The following is a 14,597-nucleotide window of genomic DNA, read 5'->3' as shown; positions in this document are numbered from 1 at the left end:
GGCTACGACCAGGTCTGACAGGGATCTCCGTAAAGATTCATCGCCAAAGTTCGAGAAGGATCACCACTAATTTCCTTGTTGGCATCATGGCAGGCCTGAATGGCGGTCTTGCCTGACTTCCAGTGCTTTAGGAACTTTGGCGCCCAGCTGGCTGCGACCATTGCTTCGACCGGCCAAGGCGAGGCAATGACCGTCGAACACCCATTAGAAAGAAGCTCCTTAGCCAAGCCACTCGTGGTGTTAGCGTCCGGCACCTTGTCCGAACGGCCACCGCTGCAGACAAACAGCACCGCCACACGCGAGTCGCGAACAGCTGTTGCGACCACATCAGCAGGGACCTTCAGCGACCCCTCATCATTCAAGGTATGGAAGTAGTTGCCCTCAGGGGAGACCTGTCCATGGGCAGCTATAAACACCAAGTCCGAGCCTGCAAGTGTTGCGGGCGGCTGGTTGCTGGTATCCAGTACCACCCCGTATTCCTCGAACTCCCCTTGCAGATAACCGAGTAGCACGTTGAGGGTCTGTGTCTGATCGCCTGCATTGGATATCCAGGCGTACAGTCGCGGCACGGCAGCAGGACGGCGCCTGAACGACTCTGCGAGCCAAGCCATAGACGGTGCAGCACCAACAGGTTGAGAGGCTCCGAAGAAGCCATTGTTGGTCCATAGCAGATTGCTCGGCATCGAACGCAGCTCTGACTCCATCACGACCAGGGTTGCGCTCGACGGGAGTGTCTGCCATTTGCACTCGGCTAGGGATTGTTGCATGACGTGCTCCTTTTCCCAACTCTGCGTTCCCACATCCTTGCAGTAGTCATATGGGTACAACCTAGACCATCTCTTGAAGCTTTCGTAGATGAACTCCTGCTCTTCCACAAGAGTGAACTGGCCTTCCTCATACCTGAGGGAAACTAGCTGACCGAGGTTGTCGAACGCGGCCAGCACCAAGGCTATCCCATGTCCACGCAGATGTTCGGCTACCTCCACAATCTCCGAAGGGGACCCGAATGCGTGCGGGGGCCTTGGGTGTCGCGTCCATCCCGGAGCTGCGACGCCTCTGTCGGCCAGAAGCTCAAACGGCAGAAACAGCTCATCAGGCTCTACGCTATTGCGTTCAAGGGTCAGCACCATCCTGGCAGCGACCGTCAGCAGCATTGAGTCATATGCTGCATCGTTGGCGAACTTTGCGGGTTCTATAGATGTGTACTGCGTCCAAAGCGCGCCAACAGGATCCTCGCTATCCATCAGCGATTGGACGAACGGCTTAGATGAGAAGGCATTGCCAGCGAGTACCTTCATCGTTTGAGTTGCGCTATCCGGGATCTCAACGTTGAAGGTCTTGGAAAGCTTGATGAGCTGACCAAGCAGCGACATCGCTTGGACGCCGTCCTCACCTCTATCAAGTGCATCCTGACCAGCTTCGGCGGCACGACGGAGCAGATTTGGGATCTCGTCAGCTCGGCCCGGAAGATCGCGAACAAGTCTTTCAAGCTCGATAGTCAATCTGATATGAAGCTGCTGGTGTCGATCCCTGTCAAAGGTTCCGCGGGCATGCAAGGCCTTATTAGATATTTCCAGTGCGTCCAAGGCATGGTCAAGCCGTCCAGACTCCCTAAGCAGCCGTACCCAAAGGTTGATTTCATTGAAGCTGGTCAACGGTGTCTGCCCAATATTGGGGCCCGCAATAGCACACGCAAAGGCAACCAGGCTGGTTCGACGGTCCTGAAGACGGCTGTAGACATCGGCCATGCTGAACCATGCGGCTTGGGCCCGGGATCGTGAATCACCACATTGAGAAAGCTGCTCCTCGCAGAGGTCTCTGGCCTGCTGCGCGTACCCGGCGTTACCTAGCCGCGTCATCGCTACTCGGAACAAGACAGTAGAGAAATCAGGCGCAGACGTATGGGGCGCAACACCGCATCCAAGAAGAAGCCAGTTCTTCAAGGTGTCTACGTCCTCGCGTGACTCAATTGCAATCGCCCCCGAACTCATCACCGTACAGATGGTTGCCATACAGACGTCTGGATTGATCGAGATCAACTCACGTGGAAGCTTGGTCTTGCCAGGGATGCATGGCTGGCGATCCACGAACCATTGAAGGCAGATTTCTGGGATTTTGCTCTCTATTAGCGCCTTCTGCGAACTAGACGCCGGATACATGTCTGGTCCGAGGATGAGCCCTCCTTCATCAATAAGATCGGAGATAACCGTCAAGATGAGTGGAACACCGATGTCGCCACTACGCTCAACCGACAGCAGCTCTATCAGGCGCTGACGAACGTAGCCCCGCTCCGGGCGGACAGCCAAGTAGCCAACGATCTCCTTGATGATGTCCGCAACCTTGCTCTCAACCAAGGAGAAGTCAATTGAGCCCCTTCTCAGCAGAAATGCGTCGAGAACGGCCAACAGTTCTCTGACTTCTTCTTCTTTCTTCGATCCCATGAGCAAGATAGCGACATTGATCGCGGCCACCACCTCATGTCTTGCAAGCAGGTATCGAAGAATAGCCAAAGGCACCAACTTGTCAGATGATCGTTCAGCCAGTATCACCATTGCTTCAGTATCAAGCGAATCAGAATCTGCAAGCAGCTGCAGATGGTAAAGATGCTCGCGCGAACTCATGAAATCGGGGTGAAGCACAGTTGCTGCCTCGGCGAATCGTCCGTCGGCTAATGCCCGCTGCAAGACCAAGTTCCGGACACCGCTATAGGAGGGGTGTTCATCGATCATGCGTTTCTCGAAATGTCCCTGAAGATTCGCATCGCCAATTCGTTCGGCGACGCGGGAAGCAATGTAGAGAGAGTCCAATGGGAATGCATCATCGACGACTCTGTCCAGGAAGTTTTTAGCGTCAGCGTCAGCTCCAGCGTCCGCACACACATGGGCCAACCGTAGCAGTGCCTCTGGTTCGGGATCAGCCGGAAGTACCAGGCGCTTGACCTCTCTATACGCTTGTTCGGCCAAACCAGCACGATGAAGCATTTGAATGGCTACAACCTTGGTATCCACCTCGCCTCCAAGCTCCAGACCGCGGAGATGCGCGAGGGCTGACCCTACCTCTCCATTTGCCAGCATCTGATCGCACAAAGCAAGACCCTGCTGGATCCTCGACTCCCAATTGGAATAGCCGTTTTCCTGACTCATAGTTATTCTCCAGAACCTTCATCCTTGCAGCGTGAGCGTACGGGGAATACGCCCGGCGTGTAATCCAACTTTTCGCTGATGTCTTCGCCGATGCGCTGGAGCTGGGTAAGCGTCCGCCCAACTCACCTTGCTTAAGTCAGGCCGGCATCCACTGATGCGGTAGCGGTTGCCCGATCTCACTGGCCCGCTGCGTCGGCAGCCGTGCATACTGCGCACGTATATTCGGCTTCTGCATCAATTCGATGCAAGGCCGCAACTTGTTACACTAGATTCGCAAAAATAATCACGACTTGAAGCGCGTATTTCACAGGACCGCTAAGAGAGCGTTGTAGGTCATTCAGCATGGAAAGGAGCCAGTGTGGCGATAAACATCGTAGACGTCGAAGAGGTGCTACGTCAGCAGCCGCATCCTCTGACGCTTATGAGTCTGGAAGCCCTGAATCCAGCACGAGAACCCTACAGGGCAATCTTGCTTCAACCATCGGGTATGGTCGAAGCCAATGATGTCCGGGTCGGCCACGCAGACGCCGCCGTTGGACACGCCTTATGCAGAGGATTTCTTTCCGCCGCGGCAAAAAGCCATTCTGACCTGGCGGTAGCACCTGAATATTGCGTCCCTTGGTCAGTCGTAGAAGAAATCGTGGCAGGAGACTATCGACCGCCACAAGGTGCCATCTGGGTGCTTGGATGTGAAAGCATCTCTCCGGTTGATTTCCAGTCGTTGGCTCAACAGTACAACGCGGCAGGGGAATGCGTATTTCACCATGAACCACTTGACGCGCGGCAGGCCGCGCAACGGCGTTACCTCGACCCGCTCCTCTACATTTTCTGGGCCCAAAACCAGGACGGACAGCCTGTACTGTGCCTTCTCGCGCAACTCAAGACAGTGGCATGCAGGGACTACCGGGATGTAGAGCAAACCTCATTGTGCCTCGGCAAGACGGTATACGCCTTCAATCGTGGCATCAACTCGATGAGTCTCGTCTCGATTATTTGCTCGGACGCCTTTGACTTCACTGAGCACATCGACGAAATACATACCAACTGCCTGCTCATTCATATCCAACTCAACCCAAAGCCGGCACACACCGACTACGCGGCCTACCGAACCAGGCTTTGTTCAGTGGGAACGAACAGTCACGTCGAACTCCTGTGCCTGAACTGGGCCAGGAACATCAAAGAGGTCAAGAGCGGAGGCAAATATGCGGATTGGAATAATGTCGCCGGTTCAGCCTGGTACGCACCGCCCATAAAATTTAGCGCTGACGACGGGATAATTGATTCGTTGCATCGCAAAGGTCTTTATTACTGCTTGCTGGCCCAACGCTGGCATTCGTTCTTCCTGAACTATGAAGGCCAGATCATTCAGTTACAAAAGCAGAAGTTGCTTTTCCCTGGCGAGCAAGCTCTGGCGCCGAAGAACTTCGTCGCAGTGGAAGAGCGCTGGTCCTGGAGAGAGGACAACTACAGCTGGCAGAGTGGTGCGGTTGCCGACGATGGTTTCTCCGGCGCCCTAGCGGAATATCAAGCAATTGCTCAACATTTGCGGCAGGCCTCGCTGGAAAGCCCGCTTGCGGTTGAGCGCGCTATCGAGATTCTCATGGGGCCCCGTGGAACTCCAGCGACTTGGTACACAGTCAAAGAGCTTGACGCGGTTCATCTAGACAAGGACGAGGAATCGATACGTCGAGTGACGGTCCACCAAGACGCTGACCTCACTCGGCCAGGATCGTCATACCGCCTGCAAAGATTGCAGCGTGCTCATGATGCAATCGGACTTGCACACAACGACGTTCCCTGGCCACCGTCAGTGCGGGATTTGGCGGACGGCTTCAAGTTTTCATGGAAACGCAACTCCCCCCACCACAACGTCGAAACAAACGCTGGCGTGCGGGGCCCAGCAACACTCGTCTACCTTTCGGACCAGGCGAACAATTTAGCGGTCGAAGCCATGCACCAGAAGCTTAGGACCGCTATCACCAACCAGGTAATCAATGAGGCTTGCGCAGCAGGTAAGAGCGCAGAGGAACTGAGTGACATCATCGTGCGCGCTCAAGATCGGCTTTGCGTGGTGTTTCGACGAAATAACCGCTTTGGCGCACGCGGCCCCGAAGGCATGAATCTCATCGACGTTCCGGCCAGTGCATCACCGGTAGATTTTTCAGAGGACAGATCATGATTAATGCGCAACGCGTTGAAGCGATGCTCAAGGACCGCTATCCCGATCTTGAAAGTGTAAGCCGGGGTGTTTTTCGAGGCGTTGACCGCTTCGGCGCTCGCGACTATGCGATTCGCTACTTCGATCTGAACGATAGGCTCGCAACTACTGCTGAGTCGTTGAAAAGCTACCAGGAAGAAGTCCTCTCGCCGATGTACTTCTCAAGTGACGTCGCAACTGATTTGCGCTGGAATCATTACCTGTACTTCGTCACCAGTGATGAAGCTGCCCAAAGGGGCGAGTTCGGTCACCTCAAAGCCAAGATAGAGTCGGACCGGGAGTATGCCCGCAAGCAGGTTGTACGAGAAGGCGAGATCGCCGGATTGCTGGCCAACGCACCAGCGCCCGTACCTTCGAAAGCCCTGCCGGTTGACCTTGCGACGACATGGTCAAACATTCTCGAACAGCACGGCCTTGCCTTCATTCTGGATAGCGACATCACCGTTCCGGATGCCGTTCGGCGAATTGTTGCGGGGATAAAGGATGGAGCGTCGCGCCCAGTATCTCCTGTGGCTCTACTCTCTGCCGAACAGGAAGCCGCAAACTGCTTCATCAAGCGCTTGACCATTCAAGGTTTCCGCACTCACCCGGAGGAAAAGGAACATCCGCTAGGTCGAGTGAATTTGATTGTCGGCAGCAACGGGGTTGGAAAGACCTCTCTACTTGAAGCAATTGAATACGCCTACTGCGGAAGAAATCGCCGATCCTCCCCGCTTCTCAGTAGCACATCGATTGTCGTGGATCTTCTTGGAGCCGAGCACAAGCTGTCTTCGACCACTGATGCCACACGGCTTCGTGCCCGCCACTCGCACTGGTACGCCAAGACTGATCTGAAGACAGTCACCATACAGGACAGTTTCGGGAAATTTAACTTTCTAGACACCGATGCTGCAGTAGATCTCAGCGTATCGGCAAGTTCAGAACAAATTGGAACGGACGTCACGCGTTTGATGTTGGGTGCGACAGCAGAGAATCTGGCAGACCGGCTACGCCGCGTTCTCAAGCAGCTACAGGATGAGCTGAAGGACCTACGCCGCGAGAGCGCAAGCAATCAACAAATGAAAGAGGCAGCCCTGGCGCGTCTTGATGCTATCAAAGCTGCCCCAAAGTTGTCGGACAGCTTGTTTCTTGAACTTCTCGCGGCGCTGAGAAGTCAGGGATGGAATAGGGTCCCAGACGAAAAAGGTCAACTCGCAGCGTTACGAGAGCAAATCCAGAGGGCCATCTCTTCCACCGCACTGGTTCGACATGCGTCGATCAACATGCTTCACGCCGAGCCCGATTCCGCGCTGCGGCTATTGACCAGCCTGAACGAGGAAGCGAGCAAAGCGGTAGCTCTGGATCAGAGAGCCAAAGCCGGCCGGTTAGCACAGGTCAACGCACGTCGCGAGGCGCAATCAGCGGCGGCACTAAGCGCTGCTGCAGAAGCGCTTCTTCCTTATGCGCGCACCAACTTCCCGCAAATTGTAAAACAGGCAACTGACTGTCAAGACCGAGTTCGCTCGCGCAAGGCAAGGTTGAGCACAGTCGCTGATGTCGGCGATAGAAGCGCCATTCAACAGTTTTTGGAACGGTCTGTCGCAGACGCTATTGACTCAGTCGAAATGGAAATCGACACGCATCAGCGACGGCTCGAAATTGCACAAGCTTCACTCGAGACTCTAGAAAAGACACAGAGCACGATGACCGTGCTAAGGCAACGCCTACTGGGCACCGCCCAAGACATACTACAGCGCTCGGCCGATCCCGACCATTGCCCTTTATGCAGAACCGAATTCGAAGAAGGTCAGCTGCTTGCACGGATGATGGCCGATGTTGAGGGCGGTGCGTCTGAACAAGCCAGCTTCCTCCAAGCGGAAATTTCGTCTGTCAATGAATCGATGGCGGAGGCTGAGGCCATGTTGGCACTCCTGCATCCCTTGCGTTCGTTTGTTGGAAGTAGTGATTTAACCGTCACGGTCGCCCAGACGCTTAAACTGATTGACCAAGAGCGAACTGCGTTCGAGCTTGATCGCCAGGAGCTGGACGCTTTCCGCACGCAGGCACAGCATCTGCGATCCAACGGGCTCTCTTCCAACGATCTTGCTAGCAAGTTGCTGAACGCGGGGATGGCCGAACTTTCTTCGCTCGAGGATTTGGAACGAATCCAGTCGAATCACAAAGAGATGTTGGAAACATTCCAAAGCGCTGAAAAGACCGCCATCAAGGAGACGGAAGTCGTGAGGCGGGAATGCGATGCGATGGCCGAACGCCTTTCGATCGAAGCGTTAGGAGACACCGACAGACTCGCAAAAGCCGTCAAAGAACTGATATCAGATGCGGAAGCTGCCTTGGGGGCACGCCAGAATCTCTCGTCAATTCTGACTATCAGCACTGAGACAACAGCGGAGGAACTCGCGCTGAACCTCGCTGCTACACAACAATTGCTCGTCCAGGTCGACACGGCCGTGGCGCAGGAAGGTGCCAACAATAAGGCGCTCAACGACGAGGCCAAGAATATCGAAGATCTCGACAAAAAGATCGAGGGCAGCAACACAAAGATCACTCGTGCAAGCGAGGCAGATCAGGTGCTGGATACCTTAGCCAAACAAAGCTCGGGGGGCGAGCTTGCAAGTCAGATCCTGGCCGAGAACGCGGCAGAGATTGCTCGTACTTTTGCCAACATCCACATGCCTAACGAGTTTGAGATTCAAGTCTCTCATGGAAAACTTGTCATCATCCGCAGAAGCACGGGTGCAGAGGTTCAGCTCGACCATATGAGCACAGGTCAGCGTGCCGCATTCGCCCTGTCTCTGTTCCTGGCGATGAATGGCCGTCTTCGCTCAGGCCCCCCTTTGTTACTGTTTGACGATCCAGTTGCACATATCGACGATATAAACATGTTGTCCTTCCTTGACTATCTTCGCCAGCTTGCTATCAGCGGGTCGAGGCAAATTTTCTTTGCTACGGCAGACACCAAGCTTGCTGGCCTTTTCCGCCATAAGTTTCGATTCTTGGGCGAAGAATTCAAGGAATTGCGTTTGTCGCGAACCTCATAAGGCAGTGCCGCGCAGATGCGCAGTGTTCTGCGCGGGTGAGAAATGCTAATTCCTGAACTTGGAGAGAGTCTAGGGTCTGTACGAAATATGCCTGCACGACGCTCATGCTGCGTTGAAAGCAGGCTCGGAATGCTCATTTACGACACGTAAACTCCGCTTCCTCGCCTGTTTTCGCCTTGCCTGAGCGCCGCTCGGCGATATTTCATACAGACCCTAGGAAACCAGGGGCGATTCACTTTGCCCCATCTTGCATACTAGGGAGTATGGTTGGCTGTCGATTGTTGCTGATCCAACATGGCGGATATGCATTTACCGTCAGCACGCAGAAGAGTTCCTTTGCGGCACCGGCTACTTGAAATACGAATTTATGGCTTCAACATAAAGTCGGAAAATTCGCTACACATAAGTATGCATGATAGATTTCCCGGCCATGCCATTGAATGCCCCCTAGATACGTCCTACGCTACCAATTCCACGGTTCCTCAGTCTGACCGATGAATGTCGTACCATGCAGGAACGTGTTCCTTTCTTGCGTGGTGGTAAGCGGAAATCTAGCGTAGTGCGTATGCGCCATCTGCCTCAATTGCTCTTGCCATTGTTCCTTGATGTCCTCCTCATCAATATTTCGGCCGTCTAGAACCTCAACAGGCATTATCTCTGTAAGGTCTATAGGTACTGCGTCCACTGTACCAATCCGCGAGCGCAAATTGACAGAACAGAGTTCCACCATCAAGCCAGCAATTCCCTTCTTCAACAGCTGCTTTAAAACTTTGAGCTTATCCTTCGACGAAAAGTTGTTCGTCTTGATCAGGGTGTTGTAGTACGGCTTGAAGTAGTTAATCAATCCCGCTTCAGCTAGTGATACAACTTCCTTTCTACTCAACCGGACGTTGCGCAGGCGATCCATGTGAGCCGAATCCTGCTCAGCAGACGCTTGGGCTTCCACATTGAAATCGCCTCCATTACTGATGATCGTTTTGCCATGCTCGAATCGATATAGCAACAGCAGTACCTCACGCTCGGGAAAATGCGTTGAGGTTTCGGCAAGGATCTGCTGAAACTTGTTGTGCGACAGCAAGCGATCCAGAGCATTACGAGACGAAGTTCGGCCAATAGCCTGCCCTACATAGAGCACTTCAAGATCGGTGTCTTGTGGTGTCAGCAAGCTTCTCGCGGCAGCAACAATGGCATTCACAGCAATGAACTGCTTACCTGCGGGTGTGACGATGATCATTGACGTACCGTTGAGAGCCACCGCGACATTTTCGATCGGAATGCCATCAGGGATCGACGACAGGCAGATCTCGTAGACGAAGGGAATCGCTGTCATACCTTGTTCGCGCAGCACCAAAAACTCACCGGTAACCGTGCGACCGTTCAGGGCGAATCCTTCCGGCTTGAGGTAAATCCGCGGGCGGCGAACGATGAGGTAAATGTTGCACCCTAAAAGTGCTTCCTTATGCACCGGATTGTCTTTGACGCGGTATAGATCGGCCGGTGTGAGCATGGTTGGAAAACTGGAATAGAGATGGGTAGCTCCTTCCATAGAAAACTGCCGGGTGATGCCACCAAGGTCAGTCATGTAATACTCCTATCGTTACGCGATGTTGCCCGACGTATACACTTTCCTAGACTTGTTGTGATGCATACAAGACAAACATTCTCTGATATCGAGCGCCATCGCCACCCGGAATGAAAAATGTAGTGGTCAACTAATCCCGGACTCTGCGTTAAGCCCATTAGCCCCATCACACCCAGATTGTAGCCTTCACAGGAGAACGGCTGCTGACAGTTGGGGCAGGCCTGCCTGATGTATACGCGGCCCCACACGGATTACGCCTAGGGCCGTCAGGGTTACCAGAGGTAGGGGAACAGAAACTCGATCGAGTGCCGGGAGAGGCTCAGGGATACCGGCTTGCGGCCATCTAGGGTAATCAAGCCCTCTTTGGCCATCTGGCTCAGCAGGCTGCGCGTAGTGCGCTCGCCGACGCCCAAGCGGGCTTGGATATCGGCACGCTGCTGGTCGCCCAAGTATAGTAACGTCTTGTAGACATCCCGGGCCTCGATTCGGAGCTCAGGCAGGGTTTCTCCTTTGCTGTCCGAAAGCGCGCGACGGCTCCGCATCTCAAAATACACGTCGATCCGCTCACTGAGCCTTTCCGGTTCGAGCTGCGTGCTGAAGTATTGCACCTGATCCAAGGCCGTCTCCGCGAAAAACCTGGTCCAGCGCAGCAGGCCGCTATCCGAGAGCTCGCCACGGCCGTCTAGCTCGCCCTTGCGGGGGTGATCGGCGGCTCCAAGCATCTCGTAGTAGGTGGCGACATTGCGGGCGAATCCACGGCTCATAGACCACAGGCCATAGCCACCAAAGCCGGCAGCCTTGAGGTACTGGTCTGTGAACAGGCGGCCGGTTCTGCCGTTGCCGTCCATGAACGGATGAATCCACATCAGCCGATGGTGCGATGCTGCAGCGGCAAAGAAGCGCGAGAGACCGTGGATCCAGTCCAGGCGGTACACGCGCTCAAAGTCGTTGAGGTGCGTGTGCATCTGCTCAACGGTCGGCGGGATGTGCTGGCCGACGCGAACCCCGAACTGCCGAAATTCGCCGGGGACCATGCGCACGGTATCCCCTTTCTCGTTCAGCTGGATATCCAGCATCTCCTCGGGCACGCCGACGTAGAACTCGCGGTGTAGGCGTGAGATTGCGCCTTTCGTGCACACGTCGATCTTGTCGATCGGGTCATCGGTGAGCCGGCGCTGGGCTTCAATGTGGCGCTTGTGCTCCTGCAGGTCCTTGGCTCCCTTGATCTCCTGGGGAGCGTCCTCGGCGCGAAGAATGTCGGCCGGTACCGTGGAGTTACCCTCGATCTTGTTGCTGTAGTACGAGTTCACCACCCGCAGCAGATTCATCATCGGCACGCGCAACGGGCCTGGGATCTTCGCGTGAAGGGCCGCGTCAAGCCGCATGATCTGGACGACTTGGTCCTGCAGATCCTCGGGGGCCTTGTCCTGGGGAATATATGGTGTGAATGCCATTTGCCGGTTGTGCACCTTGCGTTACGCCTTGTTTTTCAAGGCTTATAGAATTTCCGAGCATTGAATTTTGCCGGTTCTCTTGCCGACACTGTACCATTCTGGTTCCAAACGAGCATTACCGCCGGATGGCCGGCGGTCGGACATGAGGATAAGCACGAGAATTATGTGAAGCAGCTGGCGGCGTCGGCCTTGGATTTGAGCATTGCAAGGTCCACCCAGGCAGCCACCGGCCGGCAGTTAGAGACGATTGGGTGGGTTACCCGGCATTAGGGCTTCGAGTGAACGAAGATAGGCTTCCTACGGATTGTTTGAGCCAAACTGGCTGTTTAGCACCTTACCTGGAGCGTAAATATGCAGCATTCCACCGATCAGTTGCATCACGACGATGTACATCAAAGACTCGACAAATAAACTGGATGTACATACAGTAAAAAGCGCAAGCTATGCACCTTTGCACGTCGGAATAGGCCCCCCCACAGACGAATGTAGATTTGCTGAGGTAGGCCAGACTTTTGTAATCTCATATTGATATTACCGAACGGAAATCGACCTGTGATCACCCTGAAAACTGCCATCATCCACAGCTTCAAGAAGCTGGCCTACACCGAGTATGTTTCAGAGGTGGTGAAAAAGGATGTGGTGCTAAATACTGAAAACCCGGCTCTCAAGCTTCTTGTCGAAGGCATCAATGGCCTCATTGGCAAGGAAGGTAACAGCGTTGTCTATGGTCAATTCGCCAACGACGGCCGTCAGGGACCGTTTCCTGAACGCTTTGGCGCTTTCATCGATCAGCAAAATGATACGGACCAGTTCGTTGCGCTAACTCACCTTGCGATGGACCAATTGGTCCACCAGGCGGGAAGCCGAACCTTGGCTACTGGCGGACATATTCTCTGCGCGCAATATACGTCAGGTGCATCGGACTTCTTCCTGGTTGCCAGCATAAAAGAACGAGGCGGCATCCAGCTCGACGAGAACTACGTCCCGAAGGAAATTCAGGAGGTAGACCTAAAGACGGTTCAACAAGCTGCGAGGATTAATTTAGGAAGTTTCGTCACAGTCACTGCCGCAGTTGCACAAGGTGCCGGCGCAGAAGCGGCGGAGGAGGATGAGGACGCAGAGGAAGTTGATTCGACCTACCTGTGTTTTATCAGCCGAGGGAGAGACAGCCAGGCCTCTGATTATTTCATCTCCGCTCTGGGATGTGCCAAAGGCGTGGCATCCGGCCGCGCCACCAAAAATGCCATTGACTACGTTGATCGTTTCTTCCGAGACAAGAAAGCGCTCAAGCCTTTTGCCTACAAAGCAAAAGAAGCAGTCGTCAAATACCTTCAGGACCGACTGGTGGACGGCAAATCCGCACGTCTCGACGCCATTTGCCATGCAGCAATTCAACATGTTCCTGCAGAGCTTGTGGATGAGATCGCTGGACTGAAAGACTACCTCAATGACGAGAAACATCGAGTTCCAGAAGACTTCACCGTCAACCCGAAATCACTGAAAGCGAAGACGCGAATCAAAGGTGACGCCGCCAGCTGGTCCCTCCAATTTGAACGTGGCGCGTTGGGGCAGGAGGCGACTGCTGATGTTTACTACGATGAGCCTCGCAAAAAACTGATTCTGTCGAACCTTACTCAGGAGTTGATCGACGTGATTGAAAAAGAGCTACAGGCCAGGGCTGGATAGCTTATGTTTTCCGATGTTGTAGCTCTGTACCGCGCGATGGGATCACCTCTCATTGAGGGCGGTGTTGCCTCCTACGAGGGGGCGCCAACACCCGCAATCATTGCTGCTTTGCAAAGCTGTAAGGACCTACAGCCGGCATTCGGAAAAATTCAGCATCAGGACGAGCATGATGGTTTACTCGAAATAGAGCTCCGCTTACCCTCGAATGAATTTGGCCGGTTTTACACCAGTGTTAGCGAGCTCGCGCGTTCGGGCTCGTTGGGCAAAGGACTGTTTCCGAAGAACATCTATGTCGTTGATCTAGCTTGGGCTGATTTCGATGATAACGAGCCAGAGCCGATCAAAGAGCTCAGGCGCATATGCAGACTGATTGAGCTCTTGGCGATGCTGGCTATCGGCGTGGACAAGGAAAGCAGCCCAGACTCCTATAATCTGTTCTTCGCTCTGCCGCCTGACGGTGCAAAGCCGCCTAGAACCTTCCTACTCCCGACCCAAGTCGACGATCAACTGCTTGGGCATGAGCTCAGGCATATGAGCCTGCTCGAACAAATCCTAAACCGTAAGAACGAGACCAAAGCCCATCTTTCCGAACGCAAGCTGATGATCCGAATGGCGATCGCGAACGTGATTGAGAAGTTTGAAAGCGAAAAAAACCTTTTCCTGGTTGTGGTCCGAGAGTGGAACGAAATCCTCTCGATCTATCGCGCAAACCTGCAAACGTATGTCTATGGGTTCTCGTTTGAGAAGGTCCGTCGCGAGCTGGCACAGGCAGAAATAGACTACGGCACCAAACTGAGTGGTGTCTTGGGTGATATCGCCGGGAAGATGCTTGCGCTTCCAATTTCTCTTGCAGGCCTGCTTGCTTTGAAGAACAGCTCCTCACCTTTCGAAGCTTTCGTTCTTGTGCTTGGCTTGGCTGTTGTTTCAGTGATCCTACTCGCGATCTTGCACAATCAAACCCTGCAGACGAAGCGTTTGCTACACAGCTTCAACGTCGTTTTCGATGACTTCAAAGATAAAATAGTAACCTACCCGCCCAAGCTTCAAGGGTTGCTTCGAATCACCATCGATCAAGTTGAAAAGCAGGGACAGACGCTTGAAAACACGTTTCGGCTTCTGAAAGCGCTATCTTGGTTACCAGTGACCGGGGCAGTACTGGTTGCTCTTGTGAAATATTGGGATGCGTTTCAGAAGGCCCTCGTAACCGTCCTGTCGATTGTTGCCGCATCGAACGTGGACCCAATTTTTCTAGCGCCCTAGTTGTACCCCCAAGCTCAGCGGCGACGAATCCTGTTCAGCACACACGGGATAGGCCATGGCCCCGGCGCAGGCACTCACAGTTGATCGGAAAGCTAAGCTTAGCTAGCAGGGTGCCCCATACTTTAATCACCGCTTTGGAAATCTACCCGACGTCGTTCCAGCTACAGCCTACTGTGGTCTCTACGAGGTAGGTGTCTATTAAAGTCTCCAGGCACC

The 14,597-nt window shown here is 54.0% G+C and carries 7 protein-coding genes; 4 read left to right on the top strand and 3 right to left on the bottom strand.

The genetic code is table 11. The features are described 5' to 3' along the window. Positions 1-2: 2 nt before the first annotated feature. Positions 3-3,143: a CHAT domain-containing protein gene (locus UW3_RS0112140; protein ID WP_010222753.1), complete on the bottom strand. Its 3,141-nt coding sequence runs from the start codon at positions 3,141-3,143 to the stop codon at positions 3-5. Positions 3,144-3,501: 358 nt separating this feature from the next. Between UW3_RS0112140 and UW3_RS0112135 the strand changes: the two genes are divergently transcribed. Next, a complete protein-coding gene (locus tag UW3_RS0112135; RefSeq protein WP_237716748.1) occupies positions 3,502-5,322 on the top strand; it encodes a hypothetical protein in 1,821 nt (606 codons plus the stop codon). Continuing rightward, positions 5,319-8,399, top strand: coding sequence for an AAA family ATPase (locus UW3_RS0112130; protein ID WP_010222751.1), 3,081 nt, complete (start codon positions 5,319-5,321; stop codon positions 8,397-8,399). Before UW3_RS0112135 ends, UW3_RS0112130 begins: the two co-directional genes overlap by 4 nt. A gap of 463 nt (positions 8,400-8,862) precedes the next feature. Here the strand turns inward: UW3_RS0112130 and UW3_RS0112125 are convergent, their stop codons facing one another. Next, positions 8,863-9,981 (bottom strand): hypothetical protein, encoded by a 1,119-nt coding sequence (locus UW3_RS0112125; RefSeq protein ID WP_010222750.1) that lies wholly within the window; start codon positions 9,979-9,981, stop codon positions 8,863-8,865. Between the two features lie 272 nt (positions 9,982-10,253). Beyond that, complete coding sequence (locus UW3_RS0112120; RefSeq protein WP_010222749.1) at positions 10,254-11,435, bottom strand: Fic family protein; 1,182 nt, start codon at positions 11,433-11,435, stop codon at positions 10,254-10,256. A gap of 552 nt (positions 11,436-11,987) precedes the next feature. Here UW3_RS0112120 and UW3_RS0112110 point away from each other — a divergent pair. After that, complete coding sequence (locus UW3_RS0112110) at positions 11,988-13,121, top strand: nucleoid-associated protein (protein ID WP_010222748.1); 1,134 nt, start codon at positions 11,988-11,990, stop codon at positions 13,119-13,121. 3 nt (positions 13,122-13,124) lie between these two features. Then, positions 13,125-14,381 carry a hypothetical protein gene (locus UW3_RS0112105; RefSeq protein WP_010222747.1) on the top strand — a complete coding sequence of 419 codons (1,257 nt, stop codon included), beginning with the start codon at positions 13,125-13,127 and terminating at the stop codon, positions 14,379-14,381. The last annotated feature ends 216 nt before the right edge of the window (positions 14,382-14,597 follow it).

Origin of the sequence: Pseudomonas donghuensis (assembly GCF_000259195.1) — a bacterium.
Classification (GTDB): Bacteria; Pseudomonadota; Gammaproteobacteria; order Pseudomonadales; family Pseudomonadaceae; genus Aquipseudomonas; species Aquipseudomonas donghuensis.
This window is presented reverse-complemented; position numbering and strand designations above follow the sequence as displayed.